Here is a 26874-nt window from a genome sequence, read left to right as displayed (position 1 = left end):
GTGCGGACGCACACGCGTCGTCGCGCGCCTTGATGGGCGGGCTATGGCAAGCTTCGCGACCCCTTCTATAGAGTTAACAGGCCCTAGTTTCCGCCACCCTTTTCGAAGCACACCAAGACGAAAGACGAGCACGCCATGCGCATCTGGAAGAAAGACATCTCGGTCGAAGCCCTGACCCAAAGCCACGTCGGCACCACCGTGGAACACCTGGGCATCGAATTCCTCGAGGTCGGCGACGACTTCATCCGCGCACGTTGCCCGGTCGACAACCGCACGCGCCAGCCCTACGGCATCCTGCACGGCGGCGTGTCGGTGGTGCTGGCCGAGACGCTGGGCTCGTGCGGCGCCCACTATTCGGCGCCCGAGGGCGACCGCGCCGTGGGCCTGGACATCAACGCCAACCACATCCGCTCGGCCTCGAGCGGCTGGGTGATCGGCACGGCCCGCCCGGTGCACCGCGGGCGCAGCACCCAGGTCTGGCAGATCGACCTGACCAACGAGACGGGCGAGCTGACCTGCGTTTCGCGCATCACAATGGCGGTGCTCCAGCCCAAGGGCTGAGCACGACCGGCAGCCTACAAGCCTGGACCACGACACGAGGAGACAAGCCATGAGCAATCCATTCACCTGGCGCGAAGTCGCCGCCACCGAGGGGCGCGTGGTCGCGCCCGACGAACGCCTGCCCTGGGTCCAGACCGGATTCATGGGCGTGCAGCACGTGATCGCGATGTTCGGCGCCACCGTGCTGGCACCGATCCTGATGGGCTTCAGCCCCAACATCGCGATCCTGATGAGCGGGATCGGCACGCTGATCTTCTTCCTGATCACCGGCGGCAAGGTGCCCAGCTACCTGGGCTCGAGCTTCGCCTTCATCGGCGTGGTGATCGCGGCCAGCGGCTACGCCGGCAAGGGGCCCAACGCCAACATCGCGGTGGCGCTGGGCGGCATCGTGGCCTGCGGCGTGGTCTACATCCTGATCGGCGCGATCGTGCAGGCCGTGGGCACGGGCTGGATCGAGCGCTTCATGCCGCCGGTGGTGACCGGCGCGGTGGTGGCGGTGATCGGGCTCAACCTCGCGAACGTGCCGATCAAGAACATGGCGGCCGGCAACTTCGACGCCTGGATGCAGGCGCTGACCTTCCTCTGCGTGGGCCTGGTGGCGGTGTTCACGCGCGGCATGGTGCAGCGGCTGCTGATCCTGGTGGGGCTGATCCTGGCCACCATCGTCTATGCCGTGCTGACCAACGGCATGGGCCTGGGCAAGCCGGTGGACCTCGGCGGCATCGCCGCCGCGGCCTGGTTCGGCGCACCGGCCTTCACCGCGCCGGTGTTCACGGCCAACGCGATGCTGCTGATCGCCCCGGTGGCGATCATCCTGGTGGCCGAGAACCTGGGCCACCTGAAGGCGGTGACGGCCATGACCGGGCGCAACCTCGACGGCTACATGGGCCGCGCCTTCATCGGCGACGGCATCGCCACGGTGGTCAGCGGCGCGGCCGGCGGCACCGGCGTGACCACCTATGCCGAGAACATCGGCGTGATGGCCGCCACCCGCATCTACTCGACGGCGGTGTTCGTGGTGGCGGCGGTGATCGCGCTGGTGCTGGGCTTCAGCCCCAAGTTCGGCGCGCTGATCCAGGCCATCCCGCTGCCGGTGATGGGCGGCGTGAGCATCGTGGTGTTCGGCCTGATCGCGGTGGCGGGCGCCAAGATCTGGGTCGACAACAAGGTCGACTTCTCGCAGAACAAGAACCTGATCGTGGCGGCGATCACGCTGATCATCGGCACCGGCGACTTCACGCTGAAGTTCGGCGACTTCGCGCTCGGCGGCATCGGCACCGCCACCTTCGGCGCCATCATTCTTTACGCACTGCTGGGCCGCACGAAGAACTGAGCCGCTTCCGGGGGCCCGTGCAAGCCCCCAAAGTGAAACCTCGTGCAATAAATGTGCTTCCAGGGCGGCCCGGGCCGCGGCGCACCACCGCCGCGCGGCCCGCGCCCGTTAGACTCCCAGGCTTTTCGCACCGACGTTTTCCAGACGTTTCCCCAATGGCCGATGTCTCCGCCGCGCGCACCAAGGCGGTATTCGAATTCAAGAGCGCCACGCTGCCGCTGATCGCGGTCATCCTCAAGACGACCGATCTGGGCGTGCTGGCCGAGGCGCTCGACGCCCAGCTGGCGGATTCCCCCGATTTCTTCGAGCAGGAACCGGTGGTCATCGATCTCTCGCAACTGCCGGAAGCCTCCGCCGAGGCCGGGGCGCTCGATTTCGAGGCGCTGCGCGGCCTGCTGGCGCGCCACCAGACCCAGCCGATCGCGGTGCGCGGCGGCAGCGAGACCCAGCACGCCGCGGCCCGCGCCGCCGGCCTGGTGGTGACCGACATGCCCGCCGCCCCGGCCCCGCGCCCGGCCGAGCCGCCGCCGGCGGCCCCGTCGCCCGCGCCGCAGATCGTGCGCGAGGTGCCGGTGCCGGCCAACGGCACGCTCCTGATCGACCGGCCGCTGCGCTCGGGCCAGCAGGTCTACGCGCGTGGCGGCGACGTGATCGTGACGGCCGTGGTGAGCCATGGCGCCGAGGTCATCGCCGACGGCAACGTGCACGTGTACGCGCCGCTGCGCGGCAAGGCGATCGCCGGCGCGCGCGGCAACACCGAGGCGCGGATCTTCTCGACCTGCCTCGAAGCCCAGCTGGTGGCGGTGGCCGGCATCTACCGGACCTCGGAAGTGCCGCTGCCCGACACGGTGCTCGCGAAGGCGGCCCAGATCCGGCTCGATGGCAAGAAAATCGTGATCGAGCCCATTGCCTGACGGCAAGCCGGGACAACGCGGCAGCGATCCAGCAACAACCGAATCGAAACAAGAAGGAATGGCCATGGCCAAGATAGTGGTGGTGACCTCGGGCAAGGGCGGCGTCGGCAAGACGACCACGAGCGCCAGTTTCTCCTCGGGCCTCGCGCTCGCGGGCAAGAAGACGGCCGTGATCGACTTCGACGTGGGCCTGCGCAACCTCGACCTGATCATGGGCTGCGAACGCCGCGTGGTGTACGACCTGATCAACGTGATCCAGGGCGAGGCCAACCTGAGCCAGGCCCTGATCAAGGACAAGCAGTGCGAGAACCTGTTCGTTCTCGCCGCCTCGCAGACGCGCGACAAGGAAGCGCTGACGCAGGAAGGCGTGGAGAAGGTGCTGGCCGACCTGGCCGCGATGGACTTCGACTACATCGTCTGCGACTCGCCCGCGGGCATCGAGACCGGCGCGATGATGGCCATGCACTTCGCCGACGAGGCGCTGGTGGTGACCAATCCCGAGGTCTCGTCGGTGCGCGACTCGGACCGCATCCTGGGCATGCTCAGCAGCAAGACCAAGCGCGCCAAGGACGGCGGCGACCCGGTCAAGGAACACCTGCTGATCACGCGCTACAACCCGAACCGGGTGGCGGGCGGCCAGATGCTCTCGCTGGAGGACATCCAGGACATCCTGCGCATTCCGCTGATCGGCGTGATCCCCGAGTCGGAGAGCGTGCTGCATGCCTCCAACCAGGGCGTGCCCGCGATCCACGACAAGGACACGGACGTGGCCCAGGCCTACAGCGACGTGGTGGCGCGCTTCCTCGGCGAGGACAAGCCGATGCGTTTCGTCGAGGCCGAGAAGCCGGGCTTCTTCAAGCGGATTTTCGGAGGCAGATAAGGCATGTCGTTCCTCTCGTTCCTCCTTGGCGAGAAGAAGAAGACTGCAAGCGTTGCCAAGGAGCGCCTGCAGATCATCCTCGCCCACGAGCGTTCCAGCCTCAGCGGCAAGAAGCGGCCCGACTACCTGCCCGAGCTCCAGCGCGAGCTGGTGGCGGTGATCTCGAAGTACGTGGCCATCAATCCCGACGACATCAAGGTCCACCTGGAAACCCAGGACAACCTCGAAGTGCTCGACATCAAGATCGAGCTGCCCGACCCGGCACCCACGCCGGCGCGCTGAGTCAGCGCTCGAAGAAGCGGAAGCGGACCGTCGGGTCCGCGACCACGCGCGCCGACAGGGCGCGCTCCCACGCCAGGTAGTCGGCCCAGGCCGGGTCTCGCCGCGGCCCGAACACGCGCATCACCGAGCCCCAGTCGTCGTCGAACGGGGTCAGCAGGCGCGCCGGATCGAGCGTGGTCGACAGCGGCCGCCCCGAGGCCTTCCAGGCCTGGGTGCCGCCCGCGAGCCAGCCGAAGCGCGCGCCGGCCCCGGGCCAGCGGCGTTGCGCATCGCGCGCCACGCGGCTCGCCGCGATGCCGTCGGGCGAGGTGAAGACCAGCGTGCGGCCCGGCACGATCCATGGAGAGAGCGGCGCCAGCGAGGCCGGCAGCAGGTAGAGCGCGCACTGCAGGTGGCCGCGCTCGTAGTCGAGGCTCGGGCCGACGTCGACCACCGTGGCGCCTCCGAGCGCCTCGGCCTCGATGGCGGGCGGGGCATCGGCGATCGCGGTGGAAGGGGCCGGCGGCAGGCCCTGGGAGGGCAGCGGGCCATCGAACACATGCACCTCGGCCTGGCCGAGCTGCGTGAGCCAGAAGCTCGTGATGGCGGCGCGCAGCCGGTGCGCCGGATCGTCGATGAGCACGATGCGCGCGCCGCGCGTGCCCACGAGGTTCTCGAAATGCATCAGCAGTTGACCGCCCGGCACCTGCTGCACGGCCGTGCCCGCGAAGGCCGGGTCGGGCTGCGGGCGCACGTCGAACAGGTAGAGGCTGCGCCGCGGGTCGGCCTGCCAGCGCGCGAGCTGCGCGGCATCGGCCAGCGGCAGGCGGTGGCGCGCGATCAGGCCGTCGGCCAGTTCGCGCAGCCGCTCGGGCGACTCGGCCGGCAGCAGGTCGGCCGGCGCGGCGTTCTGCACCACGGGGCCGCCGTGCAGGCCCCAGTCCATCACGCCGTCCTCGACGAACACCGCGTCGCGCGCGCGGCCCAGCAGCCGCAGGGTGGTGGCGCCGACGATGCCGCGCGTGCGGCTGAAGCAGTTGATGGCCCAGAGATGGTCGGCAGCGGCGGGCGCATCGAAGCGCCGCAATGCGAGCTCGGTGCCGGGGTGATTGCGCGCGCCCGGCAGCGAGAGGAATTCGAATTCGGCGCGCGGCCGCGCATCGACCAGCGTGGTGGGCCGGCCGTCGCGCAGCCGCTCGCGCAGCGCCTCGACGCCGACCGAGGGCGTGCCGAAATGCAGCCGCGCGCGGTCGCCGAAGGCCTTGACCAGCGTGCCGTAGCCGTCGATGACGGGCAGCCCCTGCGCGGCCCAGGCCTCGATGCCGCCGGCCAGCAGGCGCACATCGGTGTAGCCCAGCCGTTCGAGCACGGCCGCGGCCTCGTGCGCGGGGCCACCGGGCGCGGCGCGGTCGTCGTAGAGCACGATCGCCGTGGAACGGCGCGGCACCAGCGTGACGACCTGCGGCTCGAGGCCGCTCAGCGGCGCATTGCGCGCGAGGTTCGGATGCCGCGCGACGTAGTGGCGGGTCTCGCGCACGTCGAGCAGCGCGAGCTCGGGGCCGTCGGCGGCCAGCAGCAGCGCATGCAGCGCCGCGGCGTCGAGGGTGGGGCGGTCGTGCGCGCTCATCGTCAGTTCGGCTGGATGCCGGCCTGCTTCACCACCGCGGTCCACTTGACGGTCTCGGCCTGGATGAAGCGCGCGAACTCCTCGGGCGAGCTGCCGACGGTGAAGGCGCCGATGTCGTCGTAGCGCTTGCGGAAGTCGGCCGACTGCACGATCTCGCGCAGCTCGCGCGAGAGGCGCTGCACCAGCGGCGCGGGCGTGCCGCTGCGCACCACCACGCCGTACCACGAGGTGACCTCGAAGTCGCCGAGGCCGGCCTCGGCGGCGGTGGGCACCTCGGGCAGCCAGGGCGCGCGGCTGCGGTAGGCCACGGCCAGCGGCTTGAGCGTGCCGGCCTTGACGAAGGGGATCGCGGTCACGACCTCGTTGAAGATGAACTGGGTCTGGCCCGCGAGCAGGTCGTTGAGGGCGGGCGCGCTGCCCTGGTAGGGGATGGGCGTGAAGTCGGCGCCGGTCCGGGACTTGAGCAGCTCGCCCGCCAAGTGCGAATAGGCACCCACGCTGATGCCGTAGTTGACCTTGCCGGGGTTCTTCTTCGAGTAGTCGATGAGCTCGCGCGGGCTGTTGACCGGCACCTTGGGATTGACCAGCAGCAGCTGCGGCGTCTGCACCAGCAGCGACACCGGCGTGAAGTCGCGCGCGAGGTCGTAGCTCAGCTGTTTGAACAGCGCGGGCTGCACCGTGAGGTTGGAGGCCGGCGCGAGCAGCAGCGTGTAGCCGTCGGCCGGCTGGCGCGCCACGTAGTCGAAGCCGATGTTGCCGGCCGCGCCGCTGCGGTTCTCGACCACCACGGGCTGTTTCAGGCGCTGCTGCAGCTGCTCGGCAACCTCGCGGCCGATCTTGTCGGCGATGCCGCCCGCGGGGTAGGGCACGACCACGCGGACCGTGCGCTGCGGATAGTCGTCGGGCGCTGCGGCCCGGGCCGGCAGCACGGTCGACAGGGCGAGCAGCAAGGCGGCGAGGCCGCGCGAGGGGAGGGTGTTCATGGGACGACGCAAAAAGCCAGCGAGCCTAGGTCGCGAGGGCGGCGGCGCGAACGAAGTTTCGCACCCTTGCTTATGCGGAATGGGCGCATGCGATGCGGCCGGGGCTTCCTAGCATCGCAGGCCGGACCGCCTCCTCATGAACACCGCCGCCCGCACCTCCACCCAGCCGCTGCAACCCCCGCCCGCCGTTGCGGTGGCCCCCGCGCGGGGCCGCCGCCACTGGTGGTGGCACTACGAGGTGCCCACCCTGCTGCTCGCGGGCGCGCTCTACCTGGCCTGGGCCGCGCTGGTCTGGTGGCATGCGGCGCTGCCGGGCTGGGCGCTGTTCGTCGCGGGCGGCTACCTCGCGCAGCTGCACTTCTCGCTGCAGCACGAGAGCATCCACGCGATGCGCCAGCTGCCGCAGTGGCTGCGCTGGGCCGTGGTGTGGCCGCCGCTCAACCTGTGGCTGCCGTACCCGTTCTACAACCGCGGCCACAGCGCGCACCACGTCAACTTCCACCTCACGCATCCCGAGCGCGACACCGAGAGCGCCTACCACTCGGCACCGGCCTGGGCCGGCTACGGACGCTTCTGGCGCTGGATCTATCTGGCGAACCAGACGGTGGCCTTCCGCGTCGTGCTGGGGCCCTTCCTGCGGCTGTGGAAGCTGGTACGCTTCGAGACCGGCCGGGTCGCGGCCGGCGACTTCTCGCGCTTGCCGACCTGGGGCTGGCATGCGCTGAGCGTGGCGCCGGTGCTGTACTTCGTGATCGACGTGGCCGGCATGAGCCTGGGCGAGTACCTGCTGTGCTTCGTCTACCCGGGGATGATGCTGGGCTCGCTGCGCACCTTCACCGAGCACCGCTGGGCCGACACGCCGCACGAGCGCGTGGCGATCGTCGAATCGAACGCGGTGTTCGGCCTGCTCTACCTCTTCAACAACCTGCACCACGTGCACCACCGCGCGCCGACCATGCCCTGGTACGAGATCCCGGTGTACTTCCGGCGCCACCGCGCGGCGGTGCTGGCGGCCAACGGCCACTTCTACTACCGCGGCTATGGGCAGATCGTGCGGCGGCACCTGTTCCGGCCGGTGTTCGTGCCGGTGCATCCGGCTTGGTAACGGGCCCTAGCCTGCGACGAAGCCCAGCACGCGCTCGATCACCTCGGCCTCCTTGAGGATGCGGCGGTGCCCCAGCCCCTGCGTGGCGACGAGCCGCGCACCCGGGATCGCATCGCGGTAGGCCTCGCTGTCGGCGAAGCGGTTCACGCGGTCGTCGCGGTCGTGCACGATCAGGGTCGGCCGTGCGATGCGCGGACCGACGGCGGGCGGCTCGAATTGCGGCATCAGGATGCCCTCGCGCGACTCGATGCGCCGCTGCATCGCGGCGCGCGTGCGCTCGCGCAGGCCGAACACGTGGGCGAAGTAGCGCGTGTATTCGCGCGGCGAGGCGGGCGGCGCCAGCAGCACCAGCCGGTCGGCCGGCAGTCCGCGCGCCGCCGCGTAGGCCAGCGCGTTGCCGCCCATCGAGTGCGCGATGGCCGCGCGCAGCCCATGGCCCTCGGCCGCGAGCCGCGCCGCGACGTACTCGAGCGCGCGCGCGAACTGCGGCAGGTTGCTGGCCCAGCCCGCGCTGCGACCGTGCGCCGGCAGCTCGAGCAGCACCGGCCGCAGGCCCGCCGCGGCGATGGCCTGGGCCAGCGGCAGCATCTGGCCCGCATGGCCGCCCCAGCCGTGCATCAGCAGCACCACGGGCGTCTCGTCGACGGCCGAGGCCTGCGAGGCGAGGTGGTAGAGGCCGAGGCTGCCCTGCTCGAAGGCCCAGGTCTCGCGCCGCCACTCGGCGCCCGGCCCCTGGCCGCGGTAGAGCCACTTGGGCGGCAGCGGCGTGCGGAACACGCGGCTGGCCGCGCGCACGCCGAGCGCGGGCCAGAGGCGCTCGATGGCGCCGAGCGTCCAGCGCACGGCACGCAGCCGGAGGCTGGCGCCGTAGTAGCCGGAACGCGCGGCATGGGTGGAGGCCGAAGGCGTGGCGCTGCTCGTCATGCGCTGCGCTCCTTCAGTACCAGACCCAGTCCTGGTTGCTGCCGGGCAGCGCACGCAGGGCTTCGCGCAGGGTTTCGATGCCGAGGGCCAGCGCGTAGACGGCCAGGCAGAGGACGAGGATCAGCATGGTGTTTCTCCTTTTTTATCGCACGATTGTGCGAAATTCAGATAAGCAAAGACGAAAGGCGTGCGCCCGGGACCTGCCTCAGGCGCGGTAGTCGGAAAGGATGCGCCGCCAGCTGCGCGCGGCATGCTCGCCGGCCAGCGGATCGCGCAGGAAGCGCGCGTCGTGCAGCAGGGTCATCACGAGGCCGTTGAGCTCGCTCACCAGCAGCGCGGCATCGGTGCCTGCCTTGAGCTCGCCGCTGTCCACCGCCTGCAGCACGGTGCGGCGCAAGGCGGCGCGCCAGCGCGTGATCTCGGCGAGCAGCAGCTCGCGCAGCTCGCCCTCGCGGTCGTCGTACTCGAAGGCACCGGCCATGTAGAGGCAGCCGGTCTGGCTCTCGACGTCGCGCGTGCGCGCGATCCAGCGCTCGACGATATCGGTCAGCCGTGCCAGGCCCTTGGGCTTCTGCATCGCGGGCACGAACACGTCGGCCAGGAAGCGGCGGCCGTACTCCTCGATGACGGCCTTCTGCAGCGCCTCGCGCGATCCCACGCGCGAGAACACGCCGCTCTTGGACAGGGCCAGCCGGCTCGCGATCGCCTGCAGCGTGATCGCCTCCAGGCCCTCGGCCAGCGCGAGGTCCATCGCCGCGCCGACGATGGCGGCGCGGGTCAGTTCGCTCTTCTGGGTCTTGGCGTCCATGCGGCGCACTTTAGCACAGTCGTGCGAAATGACAATCCACGCGGGAACGGCCTTGTCGGAGGCTCCAAAGATGATTTGCTCATGTGAAACCAACAAACGCATCGTTCCCCGCATAAGCCGTTGTGCAGAGAATTCGCGGTCCGTCCCGCTCCGGGACATGACCCTTCCGCGCCAGATGAACTTCCAACAACTGCGCTCGGTACGCGAGGCCGTTCGTTGCGGCTTCAACCTGACCGAGGTCGCCCATACCCTCCACACCTCGCAGCCCGGCGTGAGCCGGCAGATCCGCGAACTCGAGGAGGAGCTCGGCATCGAGCTCTTCGTGCGGGCCGGCAAGCGGCTCACCGGCCTCACCGAGCCCGGCGGCCACGTGCTGCCGATCATCGAGCGCATGCTGCTCGAGAGCAGCAACCTGCGCCATGCCGGCCAGGAATTCGTCGCGCAGCAGAGCGGCCTGCTGTCGGTGACGGCCACGCACTCGCAGGCGCGCTATGCGATGCCGGTGGCGGTGCAGGAATTCCGCGCCCAGTTTCCCAACGTGAAGCTGCACCTGCACCAGGGCTCGCCCAAGCAGATCGCGCAGATGCTGATCGACGGCGAGGCCGACGTGGGCATCGCCACCGAGGCGCTGGGCGACTATCCGCAGCTGGTCGCGCTGCCCTGCTACCGCTGGACCCATTCGGTGATCGTGCCGCCGGACCATCCGCTGCTCGACGCGCCGCTCACGCTCGATGCGCTCACGCGCTATCCGCTGATCACCTACGACACCGGCTTCACGGGCCGCTCGCGCATCGACGAGGCCTTCGCGCAGCGCGGGCTCACGCCCAACATCGTGCTGGCCGCGATGGATGCCGACGTGATCAAGACCTACGTGCAGCTGGGCATGGGCGTGGGCATCGTGGCCGGCGTGGCCTACGAGGCCGAGCGCGACACGCAGCTGCGCGCGATCGACGCGGGGCGCCACTTCGGCATCAACCTCACGAAGCTCGCGGTGCGGCGCGGCAACTACCTGCGCAAGTACGTCTACGCCTTCATCGAGTCCTTCGCGCCGACCCTCACGCGCGCTGTGGTGGAAAAGGCACTGACCGACGAAACCCGGGCTTCGCACTACGAAATCTGAAAAGCGTGGCCCGACAAGGGCTTGGCGCATGGACTTCGCACGGCGGATGCGAGGCTTTGGTCACGATGTCGACCAAAGCAGCAAGACTTCCGTACGAAAGCATGAAAAAGCTGCCAGTTGCTTCACACAAGGAGCGTACATTCGCATTCATCCCAGCTTTCCGGAACGGATCAGCAATGGCATCGATTTCGCAGCAGCAGAATTCCATGGCGAAAGCCAAGGCCCTCAGGGCCGCCGAAGCCAGCGAACAACGCGAACGCCTGCGACGCGCGCTGCCCGCCACGGTGGAACTGCTGCAGCAACGCCATGCCGACCGCATCGACGACAGCGACATCGACGCCTACGTGAACCTCAACTGGCTCGAATGGCACGGCGGCGGCCTGCGGCTCACGATCACGGGCCGCAACGTCTGCGCGCAGCTCGCGCCCACCGCGCTCGTCTGAAGCCCCTCAACGAAAAAGCCGCCGCGGCCTGAGCCTGCGGCGGCTTTTGCGCGGGCTGCTCGCGCAACCCACTGGCAGTGGGCACTTAATGGCCAGCGATGATCTGCGCGATCACGCCCGTGGCGATCGCGGCCAGCACGAAGTCGCCGCCCACGCCCATCCACTGGTAGCCACGCGGCGGCGGCTGCAGGCGGTAGGCGCGGTAGTCGTTGACCACGTAGTTGCGCGTGCGGTACTCGCTCGGCACGCGGCCACCGCGGCGCCATTCGGCGTGCGGCTGCGGGAAGCCGCGGCGATCGAACTGGCGTCCGTCGCGGAAGTCCTGGTTGCCCCAGTGGCCGGGCGGCGGGCCGCGATGGTCCATCCGATGGCCGGGGGGGCCGCCGCGATGATCGTCATGACCACGGCCCTGCGCGAAGGCGCTGCCTGCCGCCATGCACATCGCGAGCGCCGCGGCGGCCACGGCCATGCCCTTCGTCTTGTTGATGAACATCTGGAACTCCTTCGTTTGTTGTGATGACGAGTCCATTGTGTGCGGCCCGTGTGTCGGTCAGCCGGTGCTCAGGTAGGCGCGAAGTGAAACAAGGTAAGCGGTGGTATCCGCGTCTCCTGTGCTCCTACAGCCGCGCGGCGCCATGGTGCCGTTTCAGGGCAGGCCCGGCACGTAGCGGTTGACGACGATGCCGCATTCGTAGGCGTCGGAGCGCAGCAGCGCGAGCCGGTGGCCCTTGCTGCGATCGTTGAACACCGAGAGCCCGCCGCCCACCGCGGCCGGATTGACGAAGAACTGGAACTCGTCGACCACGCCGGCCTCGACCAGCGCCGAGGCGAAGCCCACGCCGCCGATCGAGAGGATGTCGCCGCCCTCCTCGCGCTTGAGCGTCTCGACCGCCTCGGCGAGGTCGCCATGGACCACCGCCGTGCGCTCCCAGCGCGAAGCCTCGAGCTTGTTCGACAGCACCACCTTGTCGGCGTTGACGATCTTCTGCGCGAAGGCGTAGTGGCGGTCGGCGGGAAAGCGCATCGCGGCGCGGCCCCAGTGGTCGATATAGCCCTCCTCCGCGATCTTGCGGCTCAAGAGGATGGTGCCCACGCTGTCGAACACGGTGTTGAAGTCCTGCTTGAGCCGCTCGTCCCAGGGCCAGGGATCGCCCCAGCCCCAGAGCTGCCAGCGCAGGTCGGCGTGGGCCGCCGCCACGTAGCCGTCGACGGACATCTGCATCTGAAGGATCAGCTTTCTCATGCGCGTTCTCCGGGTGGGTCGTGAAGGAATCGAGGCGCCAGACTGCTTGTGAATCGCAATCGGTTTCGGCGCGCGGTTGCAGTGTCTTTCGACCGGTGCAAGAATGCAAGCGGTTTCGAAAGAGAAGCGTAGGAGAGCGCGCCATGGCATCCCAGGAAAAATCCCTCTGCCCGATCAACCTCGCGCTGGAAGTCTTCGGCGACCGCTGGAGCCTGCTGATCGTGCGCGACATGATGTTCGCGGGCAAGCGCCACTTCCGCGAGTTCCTGCAGTCCGACGAAGGCATCTCCACCAACATCCTCACCGAGCGGCTCGGCAAGCTCGTCGAGCAGGGCGTGCTGCGCAAGAGCGACGATCCCACGCACCGGCAGAAGGCGCTCTACAGCCTCACGCCCATGGGCATCGACCTGCTGCCGGTGGTGGCGCAGATCGGCATCTGGGGCCGCAAGCACACGCCGGTCACGAAGGACAGCGCGGCCGACGCCGCCGCGCTCGAGAAAGGCGGCCCCACGCTCTGGAAGAAGCTGCAGGCGGAACTGCGCCGCGCGCATGCCGAGGGCCGTGCGGCCTGAAGCACGGCCGTCACCTCCGGTCACCGGCGGTGCGCAGGGTCGCTGGCAGAATGCCGCCCCAACGCAGCAACCAGCACCGAGGGGATCCGGATGAGCGAACACACCGTCGCGGCAGCCGTCGTCTACGCCAAGGACGTGACACGGCTGAGCAGCTTCTACACCCATGTCGCGGGGCTCTCGCTCGCCCACGCCGAAGGCGGCTTCCACACGCTCGAGTCGCCCGCGCTGCAGCTGTTCGTGGTCGCGATGCATGGCGACATCGCGGCCCGGGTCCATGTGACGCAGCCGCCGGCACGGCGCGAGAACACGGCGCTGAAGTTCGTCTTTCCGGTCCCGAGCCTGCACGATGCGCGGCGCGCGGCGGCCGAGCGCGGCGGGGCCTTGAAGCCAGCCGAGGCCGAATGGGCCTTCGGCGGCCATCGCTATTGCGACGGGCACGACACCGAGGGCAATGTGTTCCAGCTGCGCGAGCGCACGGTGGCCACGGGTGGCGAGGCAAACGATTGAGCGACGCCACACGGCAGCCTGCGGACAGCGCCGTCTGCGCGCGCGTGCGCCTGCATCCGGGATCGCTCGAGCGCGTGCGCGCATGGGCCCGCTACATCGAGGAACACCGCGAGGAGGCGCTGCAAACGCTGGCCGCGGAAGGCGTCACGATCGAATCGGTGTTTCTCGACAGCGGTGCCGAGGGCGACTTCCTCGTCTACTACATGCGCGCCGCCTCGCACGAGAAAGCGCAGCAGGTCGCGCTGCAATCGGCCGAGGCCATCGACCGTTATCACCAGGCCTTCAAGCGCGAGACCTGGGCCGAAGTGAAGCGGCTCGAGGCGCTGGTGGACCTGCGCCGCTGACCGCCCTCTTCCCGCCCTGCCCGCTTGCCGCCAGGCCCGGTACGGTCTTTCGGGCGCGCGCGAAATGCGCCGCTATGCTGGCGCCCGCCTTCACTCCCACCCCCACGCACCCATGAACCGACGCCACCTGCTGCAGCTCCTCGCCGGCGGCATCGCCGCCTCCACGCTCGCGGCCTGCGGCCGGCGCAAGGCCTCGGAGCCGGCGCTCAAGGCCGATGCCAGGCTGCTCGCGCTGGGCGACAGCCTGACCTTCGGGTACGGTGCCCCGCCCGGCGAGGATTGGCCCGCGAGGCTCGCGGGGCTCACGGGCTGGCAGGTGGTCAACGAGGGCGTCAACGGCGACACTTCGGCCGGTGCCCTGAAGCGGCTCGATGCGCTGCTCGCGGCCGACAGCTACGACGCGGTGCTGGTGGGCATCGGCGGCAACGACATGCTGCGCGGCGTGCCGCTGCAGACCACGCGCGACAACATCGCGGCGATCGTGCGGCAGGCGCGCACGCACACGCCGCGCGTGGCGCTGATCGCCACGCCCGCGCCCGAACTGCTGCGCGCGACCATCGGCGCGCTCGGCGACGCGCCGCTCTACGAAGAAGTCGCGACCGCCGAGCAGGCGCTGCTGATTCCGGCGGTGTATGCGGGCGTGCTGTCCGATCCGGCGCTGCGCTCCGACCGCATCCATGCGAATGCGCAGGGCTACGAGAAGATCGCGCAGCAGATCGCCGACCAGTTGCAGAAAGCCGGCTGGCGCTGAGCGCCGCGGCCGATCAGGGTGCGTTGCCCTGCGGGCCGACCGGCGGCGGCGCGGCGCGGCCGCTGGAGCCCGGCGCGAGCTTGCGGCCGAAGGCCTCGCCCACGTTGCGCACCGGACGGCTCGCGCGCTGCGACACCTTGTCGACACCGCGCCGCGTGGCATCGTCCGCGCGATCGATGCCACGGCCCGCGGCGTTGGTGCCGCGCTGCACGCCGCCGATCACCTTGCTGTCGCGCGGCGGCGGCTTGAGCGTGTGGGCGCGCTGCGCGCGCGGCGGGTTGTCGGCGCTCTGCGCCTGCACCGAAGCGGCCGGCAGCAGCATCAGCGCGGCCAACGACGCGGCGGCCGCGAGACGGAGTCGGGGACGAAGGGTCATCGGAGATCTCCTCGAAGCATCGGGTTCGTCATCAAGCGGGCTCGTCGCCCGCGGCCGCGGCGCGCGCCATGCGCTCGCTCTTCCAGTAGACGTCGTCGCCGCCATCGACACGGTTGAGCACGCGCGCGAGCACGAACAGCAGGTCGCTCAGGCGGTTGAGGTACTGGCGCAGCGTGTCGTTGAGCGTGGCCGTGGCGCCGAGCGCGACCACGGCCCGTTCCGCGCGGCGCGCGATGGTGCGGCACACATGGGCCTGCGAAGCGCCGCGGGTGCCGGCCGGCAGGATGAATTCGGCCAGCCGCGGCAGCGTGGCGTTGTGGTCGGCCAGCGCGTTGTCGAGCTGCAGCAGGGCTTCGGGCTTGAGCAGCGCATAGCCGGGCATCGAGAGCTCGCCGCCGAGGTTGAACAGCTGGTGCTGCACGTCGACCAGCAGCTCGCGCACCGCCTCGGGCAGCGGCTCGCACAGCAGCAGGCCGATGTGCGAGTTGAGCTCGTCGACGTCGCCCATGGCGTGCACGCGCAGGTGGTCCTTGGGCACGCGCGTGTTGTCGCCGAGGCCGGTGGTGCCGTCGTCGCCGGTGCGCGTGGCGATCTGCGAGAGTCGGTTGCCCATGGTGTGTTCGTTCCTATGCCGAGGGGGTGGAGGCGGCCTGCGCCTCGATCTTGCCGCGCAGCCATTGCAGGCCCGCGAGGTGCTGCTGGTCGTGGCTGCACAGATAGTGCACCAGGCTGCGCAGCGTGAGCGGACCATAGCCTTCGAACACCGCGGTGCGCGCGAGCTGCGCGGCATCGAGCGTGCCCAGCAGCGCCAGCGTGTGGGCGCGCGCGGCGCGGAACTCGGCCAGCGCGCGCTCGGCATCGGCCGCGCCGTAGGGGCGCTGCGCATTCACGGCCTCGCTGTCGATCGAGGCCAGCAGCGGTTGCTCCTCGTCGAGCGTGCGGCGAAAGCGCAGGTGGTAGCCCTCGACCTCGATGTCGCGCACATGGCAGACCTGCTGCAGCGGTGTGAAGGGCTCGCTCGGCACGCCCTCCCACGAGGCCGGCGCGAAGTCGCGCGCGGCGGCGGGGATCGCGGCATAGTGGGCGTCGAGCAGGGCCGGAAAGGCGGCCAGTGCCTGCAGGGTCGTGGGATCGATGGTCATCGCGGCACGCGGCCCGTGCGTCGCGGGCCGCGGAGAAAGGCGGGAGCAGGATTTTGCGGCATCGGCATCCAGGTCAGGGCCGCTTAACCCCCTCGCCCGACTGCCGTACGGGGATCGGCCCGATGCCGGTTCGCGCCCCGCTTCGTAGAATGGTCCGTTCGCCCCCGCCCCTCTTTTCCCCTCTTCCACAGCCAGGAGACCCCCGATGAACGCCCCGACCTCGACCTCGCACCTGCTGCCGGAGCTTCATCTGCGCGAGGTGCCGGCAGTGCTGATCGATGCGCTCAAGGCCCGCTTCGGCGAACGCTGTTCCACGGCGCTCGCGGTGCGCACGCAGCACGGTCGCGACGAATCCTCGTTCGATGCGCCGCCGCCCTCGGCCGTGGTGTTCGCCGAGAGCACGCAGGACGTGGCCGAGGCCGTGAAGCTCGCGAGCGAGCACAGCGTACCCGTCATCCCCTTCGGCGTGGGCTCCTCGCTCGAAGGCCACCTGCTCGCGGTGCAGGGCGGCATCAGCATCGACGTGTCGCGCATGAACCGGGTGCTGTCGGTCAATGCCGACGACCTCACGGTCACGGTGCAGCCGGGCGTCACGCGCAAGCAGCTCAACGAGGAGATCAAGAGCACCGGCCTGTTCTTCCCGATCGACCCGGGCGCCGATGCCTCCATCGGCGGCATGACGGCCACGCGCGCCAGCGGCACGAACGCGGTGCGCTACGGCACGATGCGCGAGAACGTGCTGGCGCTCGAGGTGGTGACGGCCGCGGGCGACACGATCCGCACCGGCACGCGCGCGAAGAAGTCCTCGGCCGGCTACGACCTCACGCGCCTGATGGTGGGCAGCGAAGGCACGCTGGGCGTGGTCACCGAGATCACGCTGCGCATCTATCCGCTGCCCGAGGCGGTGTCGGCCGCGATCTGCTCGTTCCCGAGCATCGAGGCGGCCGTGCGCACCACCATCGAGACCATCCAGCTCGGCGTGCCGATCGCGCGCGTGGAACTGATCGACGTGAACACGGTGCGCATGGTGAATGCCTACGCCAAGCTGAACCTGCGCGAGGAACCGATGCTGCTGATGGAGTTCCACGGCTCGCCCGCGGGCGTGAAGGAACAGGCCGAGACGGTGCAGGAGATCGCGAGCGGCCATGGCGGCAATGCCTTCGAATGGGCCAGCACGCCGGAAGAACGCACGCGCCTGTGGACCGCGCGGCACAACAGCTACTTCGCCGCGGTGCAGTCGCGCCCGGGCTGCCGCGTGATCTCGACCGACACCTGCGTGCCGATCTCGCGCCTGGCCGACTGCCTGCTCGACTCGGTGGCCGAAGCCGATGCCAGCGGCATCCCCTACTTCCTCGTCGGCCACGTGGGCGACGGCAACTTCCACTTCGGCTACCTGCTCGATCCCAACGTGCCCGAGGAGCGCGTGAAGGCCGAGGCGCTCAACCACGCGCTGGTGAGCCGCGCGCTCGCGCTCGAGGGCACCTGCACCGGCGAGCACGGCGTGGGCCTGCACAAGATGGACTTCCTGGTGACCGAGGCCGGTGCCGGCGCGATCGACATGATGCGCACGATCAAGCGCGCGCTCGATCCGAAGAACATCATGAACCCGGGCAAGATCTTCCAGCTCTGAGCGCACGCCGCGCATCCGGCAAAAAGCCCGGCGGCTTCGAAGGAAGCCCCGGGCTTTTTTGCTGGGCGGGCCCCGAAGGCCCTGCGTCCGATTACTTGCGGCGGCGCGCCGGCTGCTGCGGCTGCTCGGCCGGCACGTAGGTCTGCGACGGCGCCGCGCCGCCATCCACGCCGAGCCGGCCACCGCCGCCCAGGCCCTGGCCGCGCACGGTCTGCGCCTTGTAGTTGCGCAGCGAACGGACCATCTGGTTGAAGGCGTCCATGAAGGCCGCCGCGATCACCTTGCCCTGCGCGGTGTTGGTGTAGCCGCCGAGGCCGCCGCCGGCGCTGCGGCCGACGATGGAGCCGAAGGCGCCGAAGTCGGTCTTGGAGGCGCTGCCTTCGGAGGCCGCGACCTGCACGCCCGAACGGTTGTCGATCAGCGTCAGCAGCGCCGAGGCTTCCTTGGTCTGCATGCTGCCGCCGATCGCGGCCAGCGCGCGGCCGCGGTTGCCGCCCACCAGGCCGCCGAGCGAACCGCCGAGGCCGCCCGCGTCGCTGTTGCTGAACACGATCTCGGGCGACAGGCCGTAGTCCGACGCGACCATCTGGCCGCGGCCGAAGTTGCTGCCGCCGCGCATCTCGCCCGACTGCTGCAGCGCGCGCTCGCGCGTCATCGCGTTCATGCCGGCCGCGCCGCGCTCGACCACCACGAAGCAGTTCGACTGCTGCACCAGCAAACGCAACAGGTTTGCAGTAGGCGGCAGGCGGTATTCGCCCGTGAGGATGGTGTACCAGCCCGCGTTGACGTTCTCGATCAGCGAGACGGTGCCCAGCGGCGATTCGCAGCGCTCGAGCTGGCTGCTCTCGCCCGAGGTGGCACCGCCGGCGGCGCTGCCGGTGGCCATGGTCTTGGCCGACTGGCTGCCCATCTGCATGTCGGTGGTGGCGCAGCCCGTGAGCAGCAGCGCGCCCACGGCCACGGCCGCGAGCGGGAAACGGGTGGTGAAGAACTTCATGGCGGGCTCCCTCTCTCGAGATCGTCGGGTGGAAAAAAGCTGCGGCGAGGATACGCGCAATGGATGACCGGAACAATCAAGCGGACGTCGGAGGACGCCGCGACACGGCTTAGGCCGTTCGGCGGATGCGCTCGATGAGGCCGTTGAGCGCGTCGATCGAGCCGAAATGGATCGCGAGCTCGCCGCTCTCCTCGATCTTGCCGCCGCGCTTGCTGCGCTTCTTGATCCGCACCTCGACCTCGGCGGTCAGCAGGTCGGCCAGTTCCTCCTCGACCCGCTCGAGGTCGCGCGATTTCTCGCCGTTCTGGCCGCTGCGCCGCGGCGCGGCCGTGAGGCTGAATTCGGCCGCGAGCTTCTTCACCAGCGCCTCGGCCTCGCGCACCGACATCTTCTTGGCGGCGATCTGGTTGGCCGCCGTGATCTGGGTGCCGCGGTCCAGCGCCAGCAGCGCGCGCGCATGGCCCATGTCGATGTCGCCGGCCATCAGCATGGCCTGCGCGGGCTCGGCCAGGTTGAGCAGGCGCAGCAGGTTGCTGGCGGCGCTGCGCGAGCGGCCCACGGCCTGGGCGGCGGCCTCGTGCGTGAGGCCGAACTCGCTGACCAGGCGCTGCAGGCCCTGGGCCTCTTCGAGCGGGTTCAGGTCCTCGCGCTGGATGTTCTCGATCAGCGACATCGCCGCGGCGGCCTCGTTGGGCACGTCGCGCACCAGCACCGGCACGCTCTCGAGACCGGCCAGCCTGGCGGCACGGAAGCGGCGTTCGCCCGCGATGATCTCGAACTCGGCGTTCTTGGCGGCGGCGGACTCCTCGTCGAGCCGGCGCACCAGGATCGGCTGCATGATCCCCTGCGCCTTGATGCTCTCGGCCAGCTCGTAGAGCGCGCCCTCGTCCATGCGGGTGCGCGGCTGGTAGACGCCGGCCACCATCTGGTCGAGCCGCAGGCTGCTCGGGTTCTGCGGCGCTCCGTTCTCGCCGGAGCCGCCGTCGCCGGCGTTGTCGCTGGAAGGGGCGGCCGTGGGGCCGAGCAGCGCTTCGAGGCCGCGGCCCAGGCCCTTGGGTTTCTTGGTCGCCATCAGTTCTTTTCTTTCGACACGTCGTTCAGGAGTTGCCGGCCCTCGGGCCAGTCGCCCAGGCCGGATTCGGCATTCAGGTGGCCACGCGCGCCCGCGTCGACGAAGCGCGCCCCCCAGTCGCTCGCCATCTGGCGCGAGCGGGCGGCCTCGCAGTACGGGTCGTCGTTGGCGGCGATCAGCACGGCGGGAAAAGGCAGCGGCCGGCGCACGATCGGCGCCCAGCCCGGGATCATCTGGCGCACGTCCTCGCGCTCGAGGTCGCCGGGCGCGACCAGCAGCGCGCCGCGTACCCGCGCGGTGTGGCGCGAATGGGCAGCCCAGGCGGCCACCAGGATGCAGCCCAGGCTGTGGGCGGCGAAGACCACGTCGCCGGGCGAAGCCAGCACTTCCTCCTCCAGCCGCGCCGACCAGTCGCCGCGCAGAGGCCGCATCCATTCATGCTGTTCCACGCGGTGGTCGTGGTGCTTTTCTTCCCAGAGGGTCTGCCAGTGGCCGGGGCCGCTGTTCTGCCAGCCTGGCAGCAAAAGGACACGAGGTTCAGCGCTCATTTGCTATTATTTTTATAGCTAACTATATATGCAGTATCAGGCTCAGGCGTTGTTTTCGCTGCTGGACTTGGGCTCGCCCACCGGTGCCAGCACGTCCTCGGGAATCGGCAGGTCGGGCGAAGTGCGGCCCGGTGCCGGCGGCGTGCTGGGCGCCACCGCGCCCGAGGCGAAAGCGCTCGCGGGTGGCATCTTCGCGATCAGCTCCTCGGCGAAGGCGATGAAGGCCTGGCTGCCGCGCGCCGCCGGATCGAAGACCACGCCCGGCAGTCCGTAGCTCGGCGCCTCGGCCAGGCGCACATTGCGCGGGATCACGGTGTCGAACACCTTGTCGCCGAAGTGGGCCTTGAGCTGCTCGCTGACCTGCTGCTGCAGCGTGATGCGCGGATCGAACATCACGCGCAGCAGGCCGATGATCTGCAGGTTCTTGTTGAGATTGGCGTGCACCTGCTTGATGGTGTTGACCAGGTCGGTCAGGCCCTCGAGCGCGAAGTACTCGCACTGCATCGGCACGATCACGCCATGCGCCGCGCACAGGCCGTTGAGCGTCAGCAGGCTCAGGCTCGGCGGGCAATCGATCAGCACGAAGTCGTACTCGGCACCGACCGCGGCCAGCGCGGTGCGCAGGCGTTTCTCGCGGCGGTCGAGCGCAACCATCTCGACTTCGGCACCGGCCAGCTCGCGGTTGGCGCCCAACACATCGTAGGCGTAGCCGCCCTCCGCCAGCTTGTCGGCCCTGACCCGCGCCTCGGCCACCGAAGCCGATTCGAGCAGCACGTCGTACACCGTGGTCTCGAGCTGACGCTTGTCGATGCCCGAACCCATGGTGGCATTGCCCTGCGGGTCGAGGTCGATCATCAGCACCCGCTGGCCCACCTTGGCCAGGCCGGCGGCGAGGTTGACGGTGGTGGTGGTCTTGCCGACGCCGCCCTTCTGGTTGGCGATGCAGAAAATCTTGGCCATGGGGGAGGATCAGTTCGAGGCGGCGAGCTTCACGCCGAAGGCGATCAGGAAGACACCGGCCAGTTTCTCGAGCACGGCCGAGATCCGCGGATTGGCGCGGATGCGCTCGGCCAGGAAGTGGGTCAGCAAGGTGGAGGTCAGGCCGTAGAGGAAGGTCAGCGCAGCGATCGTGACCGCCATCGCGCCGAAGGTGACCAGGCCCTGATGGCGGGCCGGGTCGACGAACAGCGGGAAGAAAGCCATGTAGAACACGATCGCCTTGGGGTTCAGCAAGGTGATCATCAGCGCCTGCCGCATGAAGTGGCTCGGGCGGATGTTGAGGATAGGCGCCGAGCCGGGCTTGGCGCGCAGCATCTTGAAGCCCAGCCAGGCCAGGTAGCCGGCGCCGAGCCACTGCACCGCCTTGAAGGCGGCCGGGTAAGCGGCCAGCACGGCCGACACGCCGGCCACCGCGGCCCACATCAGCACCTGGTCGCCGGCAATCACGCCGAGGGTCGCCGCCAGGCCGCCGCGAATTCCGCCTTTGCTGGTCGACGTGATCAGTGCCAGGTTGCCCGGGCCGGGAATCAGGAGGAACAGGATGATGGCGGCGACGAACGCGCCGTAGTCAGCGATGCCGAACATGGGAATTGCCTCGTGGAAAGAGGGAAAGGGGAGCCGTCGAGTCTAAGCGAGGCAGGTGGCGCGGCGATTGGCCGAACGGCCGGTTTTGCGCGGCCCGCGCGTTTCTTTTGGCAAGACGACGGGTGCTGCCGTCTTGCCGGACACGGATCAGGCCTGTTTTCGTGCCCAGACGATGCACCGCTCGGCGTCGAGGCCGGGCACCGTCAGTTGTTCCACGTGAAACACCGCGACTTCGGCCGGCAGTCCGGCGAGCTCATCGGCCGGATTCCTGCCCTTCATCGCGAGCCATTTGCCGCCGTCGGCCAGCAGGTGCGAGGAGCCCGAGAAGAAATCGGGCAGCGACGCGAAGGCGCGCGAGCTGATCAGGTCGAAACGGCTCTCGAGCCTTTCGACCCGGGCGTGAAGCCCGCGCAGGTTGGGCAGCACCAGTTCGCCGGCCACCTGCTGCACGAAAGCCATCTTCTTCGCGACCGCATCGAGACAGGTGACGTCGAGATCGGGCCGCAGGATCGCAATGACCACCCCCGGCAATCCGGCCCCCGATCCCACGTCGAGCAGCGTACCCTGCCCTGCCCACTCGCGCTGCAGCGGCGGAATCACGGCGAGGCTGTCGAGCAGGTGGTGGGTCAGCACGCTGTCGGGGTCGCGCAGCGCCGTGAGGTTGTAGACCTTGTTCCACTTGAGCATCAGCGCGCCATAGGCCGTGAGCTGCTCGGCCTGGCGCTCGGACAAGGCCACGCCCAGCGCCTCCGCGCCAGCGCGCAGCCGTTCGATCGTCGCCGTCATTCGGCCGACTGCGGCTCGGTGGCTGCTTCCTTGGTCGCGGAAAAGGCCTTGTGGCCGCCCTTGCGCAGGTGGATCAACAGCAGCGAGATGGCCGCCGGCGTCACGCCCGAGATGCGCGAAGCCAGGCCCAAGGTCTCGGGCTTGTGCTTCGCGAGCTTCTGGCGCACCTCGAAACTCAGGGCCTTGACCTGGCCATAGTCGAAATCGGCCGGCATCTTGAGGCTCTCGAAGTGGGCGGCGCGCTCCACCTCGTCGTTCTGGCGCTCGATGTAGCCCGAATACTTGGCCGAGATTTCGATCTGCTCGATCTCGGTCTCGCTGAGTTGGGCCTCGGCGCCGTACTTGCCGCCGTCGAGCGACATCAGGGTCTGGTAGTTCACATCGGGCCGGCGCAGCAGGTCGGCCAGGTTGTACTCATGTTCGATCGCCTTGCCGAGCACTCGCACCGACTCGGTCGCCGGCAGGTTGCGCGGGTTCACCCAGATCGACTTGAGCCGCTCTGTTTCACGTGAAACAGCGTCGCGCTTGCGGCTGAAAGCATCCCAGCGCACGTCGTCGACCAGGCCCAGCTTGCGCCCTGCTTCGGTCAGGCGCATGTCGGCGTTGTCCTCGCGCAGCTGCAGCCGGAACTCGGCGCGACTCGTGAACATGCGGTAGGGCTCGGTCACGCCCTTGGTGATCAGGTCGTCGACCAGCACGCCGAGGTAGGCCTCGTCGCGGCGCGGCAGCCAGGCGTCTTCGCCCCGGCATTGCAGCGCGGCGTTGATGCCGGCGAACAGGCCCTGGGCCGCCGCCTCTTCGTAGCCCGTGGTGCCGTTGATCTGCCCGGCGAAGAACAGGCCCTGGATCGCGCGGGATTCGAAGCTGCTCTTGAGTTCGCGCGGATCGAAGTAGTCGTACTCGATCGCGTAGCCGGGACGCAGGATGTGGGCGTTCTCCAGCCCGGGCATCGAGCGCACCAGCTGGTACTGGATGTCGAAAGGCAGGCTGGTCGAGATGCCGTTCGGGTAGTACTCGTTGGTGGTCAGGCCCTCGGGCTCGAGGAAGATCTGGTGGCTGTCCTTGTCGGCGAAGCGGTTGATCTTGTCCTCGACGCTCGGGCAGTAGCGCGGACCGACGCCGTCGATCTTGCCGGTGAACATCGGGCTGCGGTCGAAGCCCGAGCGGATGATCTCGTGCGTGCGCGCGTTGGTGTGCGTGATCCAGCACGGCATCTGTTGCGGGTGCATCTCGACCTTGCCGAGGAAGCTGAACACCGGCATCGGCCCTGCCCCGCCGGGCATGCCGTCGCCGGGCTGCTCGGTGCACTTCGAGAAGTCGATGCTGCGGCCGTCGAGCCGCGGCGGCGTGCCGGTCTTGAGCCGGCCCTGCGGCAGCTTGAGTTCCTTGAGGCGCGCCGACAGGCTCACGGCCGGCGGATCGCCCGCGCGGCCGGCCTGGTAGTTGTCGAGGCCGACATGGATGCGGCCGTCGAGGAAGGTGCCCGCGGTCAGCACCACGGTGCGCGCGCGGAAGGCGATGCCAACCTGCGTGACCGCGCCCACCACGCGGTCGCCCTCGACCATCAGGTCGTCGACCGCCTGCTGGAACAGGCTCAGGTTCGGCTGGTTCTCGAGCCGGCGGCGGATCGCCGCCTTGTAGAGCACGCGGTCGGCCTGGGCGCGCGTGGCGCGCACGGCCGGGCCCTTGCTCGAGTTGAGGATGCGGAACTGGATGCCGGCCTCGTCGGTGGCGATCGCCATCGCGCCACCGAGCGCGTCGACCTCCTTCACCAGGTGACCCTTGCCGATGCCGCCGATCGAGGGGTTGCAGCTCATCTGGCCCAAGGTCTCGATGTTGTGGGACAGCAGCAGCGTCTTCGCGCCCATGCGGGCGGCAGCGAGCGCTGCTTCGGTGCCGGCATGGCCGCCACCGACGACGATCACGTCGAATTCTTCGGGATAAAGCATGAGAGGGGGCGCACTGACGCGTGCGCGGCGCAAAGGAGGGCCATGATTTTAATCGGCCCTCCCTGCTCGCGCCCACTGTGGGGACAAGCTGGTCGTGCAACTCTAAAAGTCCGCCAAGCCTCTATGGGACTCGATAGTTTGCTATGTTTTTAATAGCAAACCATTCGCGGAATCAAGCGGAGGTGGCCAGCTCCACCACCGGCACCGGCTTCTCGATGCCCACGAGTGCCCCGCTGGCTGGCGGTTCCACGGGCGGTGCCACGCTCTGGTCCTGCAGCTCGGTCACCACGATCTGCTTGTCCCGCATGCTCACGCTGCCGAAGATGGTGCAGAAAGCCACGTCCTTCGCGTCGCGCCCCGTGCCCACGCGCACGAGGCGGTCGACCGGCGCCATGCGCGTGGCGTCGAACAGCACCCAGCGCCCGCCGAGCCAGGCCTCGAACACGGCATGGAAATCCTGCGGCGGTTCCTCGAAGGCCACGTAGCCCACCACCAGCCGTGCCGGGATGTTGAGCGCGCGGCAGAAGGTGATGCCCAGGTGCGCGAAGTCGCGGCACACGCCGGCGCGCTGCACGAAGACCTCGCGCGCCGTGGTGGTCGAGTCGGTGCTGCCCGACTCGTAGGTGATGCTGTCGTGGATCCAGTCCACGATCGCCTGCACGCGGCCGATGCCGGGCGGCAGGTCGCCGAAGAGCTGGAAGGCGCAGCGCGCCATCAGATCCGACTCGCAGTAGCGCGTCGGCATCATGTAGTGCAGCACCTCGTCGGGCACTTCGTTGACCGGCACTTCGGGCAGGTCGTGCGGCACGTCGACCTGGGTGCGCTGCACGGTCGCGGTGTAGGCGATCTTCAGCGGCCCCGGCGCCGCGTCGAAGCGCAGGAAGCGGTTGCCGCTGGCCTCGTCGCAGAACACCTGCACCTCGGCCGCCGGCTCGATCGTGAGGGTCTCGCGGATCACCGCCTGCGCGCCTGCGCGGGCCGCCTCGATGTTCAGCAGCAGATGGGCCGGCGCGCCGACTTCGTAGTCCAGCTGCGCCTCGATGTGCGAGATGTGCATGTGGCTCCCCTTCCCTTCTTCGCCTGGCTCAGGCGCGCCTTCGGCGCGAACGGTGCTCGGGCAGCTGCCAGTGCGCCTGCGTCACCAGCAGCACCCGCAGCACGCAATGCGCGGGGCTCTGCAGCAGCTGGCCCAGCGAGCGCGTGCGCGGCCAGCGCACCGACCGGTGCCGGTGCATCAGTCGAGCGCCTTCTTCACCGCGCCCACGCCCAGCGCGGCGAGCACGATGAAGATCACGGCCAGGATCAGGAACAGGCCGAACAGCACCTTGGCAATGCCCGCGGCACCGGCCGCGATGCCGCCGAAACCCAGCAGGCCGGCCACCAGGGAGATGACCGCGAAAATGATGGCGTACTTCAACATCGAGTGACTCCTTTGCCGCGGGTCGCAGCCCTCGGTGCCCGAAGAATAGAAAGCGGTGCTCGCCGCCCCGATAGTCAGCGAGCCCAAGCACCCGTAGGACAAACCCGCGCAGCCCAAACCCGCTAGCATCCGGTGCGTTCCAAAGAACCATTTCAACGATCGATTGGAGTTTTTCGCATGAAGCTGTACTACTCGCCGGGCGCCTGCTCGCTCTCGCCGCACATCGCGATGCACGAAGCCGGCCTCGCCTTCGAACCGGTGCTCGCCAGCACCAAGAGCCACAAGCTGCAGGACGGCACCGACTACTACGGCATCAACCCGCTGGGTTACGTGCCCATGCTCGAGCTCGACGACGGCACGCGCCTGCGCGAAGGCCCCGCGATCCTGCAGTACATCGCCGACCTGGTGCCGACCAAGAACCTCGCGCCCGCGGCCGGCACCATGCAGCGCTACCGCCTGCAGGAGTGGTTGACCTTCATCGGCACCGAGATCCACAAGGGCTTCAGCCCGCTGTTCAACCCGGCCATGCCCGAGGAAGCCAAGACCATCGCGCGCGACAAGCTCACTTCGCGCTTCACCTGGCTCGACGGCGAACTCGCGAACAAGCAGTACCTGATGGGCGACCAGTTCAGCGTGGCCGACGGCTACCTGTTCACCGTGACCAACTGGGCCAAGCCCACCGGCGTGGACCTCGCGGGCTTCGCGAACCTCCAGGCCTGGCGCGCGCGCGTGAGCGAGCGTCCCGCCGTGCAGGAAGCGATGAAGGCAGAGGGCCTGCTGAAGTAACTCCGCACCGCCGGAGCGCAACACCGCGCTTCGCCCTTCAACGGCCGGCAACTCGCCGGCCGTTCGCTTTTTGACGGGCCGCCCGTGCAATGCCACCCGATTGCATTTGCAGCGCCGCAACGCCTAGCACCAAGACTACAACCCCGTGGCAGCAGGGTTGAGGCCCCGCCCCTACCCTTGCGCTTCCTTCCGCTGTTCACACCTTCCT

33 protein-coding genes are annotated in these 26874 nt (G+C 69.2%); 14 read left to right on the top strand and 19 right to left on the bottom strand.

The genetic code is table 11. From position 1 onward, the window contains the following. Positions 1–135 precede the first annotated feature (135 nt). From ACODT0_RS10390 to minE, 5 genes are all read left to right on the top strand, one after another. Positions 136–561 (top strand): hotdog fold thioesterase, encoded by a 426-nt coding sequence (locus ACODT0_RS10390; RefSeq protein ID WP_057591786.1) that lies wholly within the window; start codon positions 136–138, stop codon positions 559–561. A 49-nt stretch (positions 562–610) separates the two neighbouring features. After that, entirely contained in the window at positions 611–1894 is a 1284-nt protein-coding gene (locus tag ACODT0_RS10385; protein WP_489041192.1) for a solute carrier family 23 protein, read from the top strand. Positions 1895–2049: 155 nt separating this feature from the next. Beyond that, positions 2050–2808, top strand: coding sequence for a septum site-determining protein MinC (gene minC, locus ACODT0_RS10380; protein WP_057591788.1), 759 nt, complete (start codon positions 2050–2052; stop codon positions 2806–2808). Between the two features lie 64 nt (positions 2809–2872). Beyond that, complete coding sequence (gene minD, locus ACODT0_RS10375) at positions 2873–3688, top strand: septum site-determining protein MinD (RefSeq protein ID WP_057591862.1); 816 nt, start codon at positions 2873–2875, stop codon at positions 3686–3688. Positions 3689–3691: 3 nt separating this feature from the next. Further along, entirely contained in the window at positions 3692–3970 is a 279-nt protein-coding gene (gene minE, locus ACODT0_RS10370; RefSeq protein ID WP_057591789.1) for a cell division topological specificity factor MinE, read from the top strand. 1 nt (position 3971) lies between these two features. Here minE and ACODT0_RS10365 read toward each other — a convergent pair whose 3' ends face one another. Then, on the bottom strand, positions 3972–5576 hold the full coding sequence (locus ACODT0_RS10365; protein ID WP_489041191.1) for a rhodanese-like domain-containing protein: 1605 nt from the start codon (positions 5574–5576) through the stop codon (positions 3972–3974). Positions 5577–5578: 2 nt separating this feature from the next. Beyond that, on the bottom strand, positions 5579–6559 hold the full coding sequence (locus ACODT0_RS10360; RefSeq protein WP_489041190.1) for a Bug family tripartite tricarboxylate transporter substrate binding protein: 981 nt from the start codon (positions 6557–6559) through the stop codon (positions 5579–5581). A gap of 136 nt (positions 6560–6695) precedes the next feature. Here ACODT0_RS10360 and ACODT0_RS10355 point away from each other — a divergent pair, with 136 nt between their 5' ends. Beyond that, positions 6696–7664 (top strand): fatty acid desaturase, encoded by a 969-nt coding sequence (locus ACODT0_RS10355; RefSeq protein WP_489041189.1) that lies wholly within the window; start codon positions 6696–6698, stop codon positions 7662–7664. A 6-nt stretch (positions 7665–7670) separates the two neighbouring features. On the opposite strand, the gene ACODT0_RS10350 is transcribed toward ACODT0_RS10355, so the two are convergent. Beyond that, a complete protein-coding gene (locus tag ACODT0_RS10350) occupies positions 7671–8588 on the bottom strand; it encodes an alpha/beta hydrolase (protein WP_489041188.1) in 918 nt (305 codons plus the stop codon). A 205-nt stretch (positions 8589–8793) separates the two neighbouring features. Further along, entirely contained in the window at positions 8794–9396 is a 603-nt protein-coding gene (locus tag ACODT0_RS10345) for a TetR/AcrR family transcriptional regulator (protein ID WP_057591794.1), read from the bottom strand. Positions 9397–9571: 175 nt separating this feature from the next. Between ACODT0_RS10345 and ACODT0_RS10340 the strand changes: the two genes are divergently transcribed. Together ACODT0_RS10340 and ACODT0_RS10335 are read left to right on the top strand one after the other, a co-directional pair. Next, on the top strand, positions 9572–10516 hold the full coding sequence (locus ACODT0_RS10340) for a CysB family HTH-type transcriptional regulator (RefSeq protein ID WP_489041187.1): 945 nt from the start codon (positions 9572–9574) through the stop codon (positions 10514–10516). A 206-nt stretch (positions 10517–10722) separates the two neighbouring features. Then, positions 10723–10959, top strand: coding sequence for a hypothetical protein (locus ACODT0_RS10335; protein ID WP_261212161.1), 237 nt, complete (start codon positions 10723–10725; stop codon positions 10957–10959). An 85-nt stretch (positions 10960–11044) separates the two neighbouring features. Here the strand turns inward: ACODT0_RS10335 and ACODT0_RS10330 are convergent, their stop codons facing one another. Next, positions 11045–11452: an RcnB family protein gene (locus ACODT0_RS10330; protein ID WP_489041186.1), complete on the bottom strand. Its 408-nt coding sequence runs from the start codon at positions 11450–11452 to the stop codon at positions 11045–11047. A gap of 153 nt (positions 11453–11605) precedes the next feature. Further along, positions 11606–12202: a dihydrofolate reductase family protein gene (locus ACODT0_RS10325; protein ID WP_057591798.1), complete on the bottom strand. Its 597-nt coding sequence runs from the start codon at positions 12200–12202 to the stop codon at positions 11606–11608. Positions 12203–12345: 143 nt separating this feature from the next. Here ACODT0_RS10325 and ACODT0_RS10320 point away from each other — a divergent pair, with 143 nt between their 5' ends. The 4 genes from ACODT0_RS10320 (at position 12346) to ACODT0_RS10305 (ending at position 14376) form a co-directional block, all read left to right on the top strand. Next, positions 12346–12774 (top strand): winged helix-turn-helix transcriptional regulator, encoded by a 429-nt coding sequence (locus ACODT0_RS10320; RefSeq protein WP_057591799.1) that lies wholly within the window; start codon positions 12346–12348, stop codon positions 12772–12774. A gap of 90 nt (positions 12775–12864) precedes the next feature. Further along, a complete protein-coding gene (locus ACODT0_RS10315) occupies positions 12865–13281 on the top strand; it encodes a VOC family protein (RefSeq protein ID WP_057591800.1) in 417 nt (138 codons plus the stop codon). Then, positions 13278–13625, top strand: coding sequence for a DUF6176 family protein (locus tag ACODT0_RS10310; RefSeq protein WP_489041185.1), 348 nt, complete (start codon positions 13278–13280; stop codon positions 13623–13625). The genes ACODT0_RS10315 and ACODT0_RS10310 overlap by 4 nt, the downstream gene beginning before the upstream one ends. Before the next feature lie 112 nt (positions 13626–13737). Next, positions 13738–14376: a GDSL-type esterase/lipase family protein gene (locus ACODT0_RS10305; RefSeq protein ID WP_489041184.1), complete on the top strand. Its 639-nt coding sequence runs from the start codon at positions 13738–13740 to the stop codon at positions 14374–14376. Between the two features lie 13 nt (positions 14377–14389). Here the strand turns inward: ACODT0_RS10305 and ACODT0_RS10300 are convergent, their stop codons facing one another. From ACODT0_RS10300 to ACODT0_RS10290, 3 genes are read right to left on the bottom strand one after another with little or no spacing between them, the layout of a single operon-like run. Then, the gene (locus ACODT0_RS10300; protein WP_261212155.1) at positions 14390–14752 is read right to left on the bottom strand and encodes a hypothetical protein; all 363 of its coding nucleotides are present in this window, start codon (positions 14750–14752) and stop codon (positions 14390–14392) included. Between the two features lie 31 nt (positions 14753–14783). Next, complete coding sequence (locus ACODT0_RS10295; RefSeq protein ID WP_057591803.1) at positions 14784–15365, bottom strand: cob(I)yrinic acid a,c-diamide adenosyltransferase; 582 nt, start codon at positions 15363–15365, stop codon at positions 14784–14786. A gap of 13 nt (positions 15366–15378) precedes the next feature. Next, complete coding sequence (locus ACODT0_RS10290; protein WP_489041196.1) at positions 15379–15888, bottom strand: DinB family protein; 510 nt, start codon at positions 15886–15888, stop codon at positions 15379–15381. A 211-nt stretch (positions 15889–16099) separates the two neighbouring features. Between ACODT0_RS10290 and ACODT0_RS10285 the strand changes: the two genes are divergently transcribed. Beyond that, positions 16100–17524, top strand: coding sequence for an FAD-binding oxidoreductase (locus ACODT0_RS10285; RefSeq protein ID WP_489041183.1), 1425 nt, complete (start codon positions 16100–16102; stop codon positions 17522–17524). A 91-nt stretch (positions 17525–17615) separates the two neighbouring features. Here the strand turns inward: ACODT0_RS10285 and ACODT0_RS10280 are convergent, their stop codons facing one another. The 10 genes from ACODT0_RS10280 to ACODT0_RS10235 all read right to left on the bottom strand — a co-directional run bounded on the left by ACODT0_RS10280 (position 17616) and on the right by ACODT0_RS10235 (position 25880). After that, the gene (locus ACODT0_RS10280; RefSeq protein ID WP_057591805.1) at positions 17616–18521 is read right to left on the bottom strand and encodes a CsgG/HfaB family protein; all 906 of its coding nucleotides are present in this window, start codon (positions 18519–18521) and stop codon (positions 17616–17618) included. 109 nt (positions 18522–18630) lie between these two features. Further along, on the bottom strand, positions 18631–19593 hold the full coding sequence (locus ACODT0_RS10275; protein ID WP_057591806.1) for a ParB/RepB/Spo0J family partition protein: 963 nt from the start codon (positions 19591–19593) through the stop codon (positions 18631–18633). Next, entirely contained in the window at positions 19593–20141 is a 549-nt protein-coding gene (locus tag ACODT0_RS10270) for an RBBP9/YdeN family alpha/beta hydrolase (RefSeq protein ID WP_489041182.1), read from the bottom strand. The genes ACODT0_RS10275 and ACODT0_RS10270 overlap by 1 nt, the downstream gene beginning before the upstream one ends. Before the next feature lie 42 nt (positions 20142–20183). Then, on the bottom strand, positions 20184–21101 hold the full coding sequence (locus ACODT0_RS10265; protein WP_057591808.1) for a ParA family protein: 918 nt from the start codon (positions 21099–21101) through the stop codon (positions 20184–20186). Between the two features lie 9 nt (positions 21102–21110). Continuing rightward, a complete protein-coding gene (locus ACODT0_RS10260) occupies positions 21111–21725 on the bottom strand; it encodes a LysE family transporter (protein WP_057591809.1) in 615 nt (204 codons plus the stop codon). A 147-nt stretch (positions 21726–21872) separates the two neighbouring features. Further along, positions 21873–22511, bottom strand: a complete 639-nt coding sequence (gene rsmG / locus ACODT0_RS10255; RefSeq protein WP_489041181.1) for a 16S rRNA (guanine(527)-N(7))-methyltransferase RsmG — start codon at positions 22509–22511, stop codon at positions 21873–21875. Next, positions 22508–24460: a tRNA uridine-5-carboxymethylaminomethyl(34) synthesis enzyme MnmG gene (gene mnmG / locus ACODT0_RS10250; RefSeq protein ID WP_093343651.1), complete on the bottom strand. Its 1953-nt coding sequence runs from the start codon at positions 24458–24460 to the stop codon at positions 22508–22510. Before mnmG ends, rsmG begins: the two co-directional genes overlap by 4 nt. A 172-nt stretch (positions 24461–24632) precedes the next feature. Next, positions 24633–25517: a transglutaminase-like domain-containing protein gene (locus ACODT0_RS10245; protein WP_261212150.1), complete on the bottom strand. Its 885-nt coding sequence runs from the start codon at positions 25515–25517 to the stop codon at positions 24633–24635. A 28-nt stretch (positions 25518–25545) separates the two neighbouring features. Then, positions 25546–25695, bottom strand: coding sequence for a hypothetical protein (locus tag ACODT0_RS10240; protein WP_172705369.1), 150 nt, complete (start codon positions 25693–25695; stop codon positions 25546–25548). After that, the gene (locus ACODT0_RS10235) at positions 25695–25880 is read right to left on the bottom strand and encodes a DUF1328 domain-containing protein (protein WP_057591813.1); all 186 of its coding nucleotides are present in this window, start codon (positions 25878–25880) and stop codon (positions 25695–25697) included. Before ACODT0_RS10235 ends, ACODT0_RS10240 begins: the two co-directional genes overlap by 1 nt. Before the next feature lie 177 nt (positions 25881–26057). Between ACODT0_RS10235 and gstA the strand changes: the two genes are divergently transcribed. Then, positions 26058–26666 carry a glutathione transferase GstA gene (gene gstA / locus ACODT0_RS10230; RefSeq protein ID WP_057591814.1) on the top strand — a complete coding sequence of 203 codons (609 nt, stop codon included), beginning with the start codon at positions 26058–26060 and terminating at the stop codon, positions 26664–26666. Positions 26667–26874: the final 208 nt, after the last annotated feature.

The sequence above is a fragment of the Variovorax sp. FG153 genome (assembly GCF_057809595.1).
Note: the sequence above shows the minus strand (reverse complement) of the source record. Positions and strands in the feature narration are given on the sequence as shown.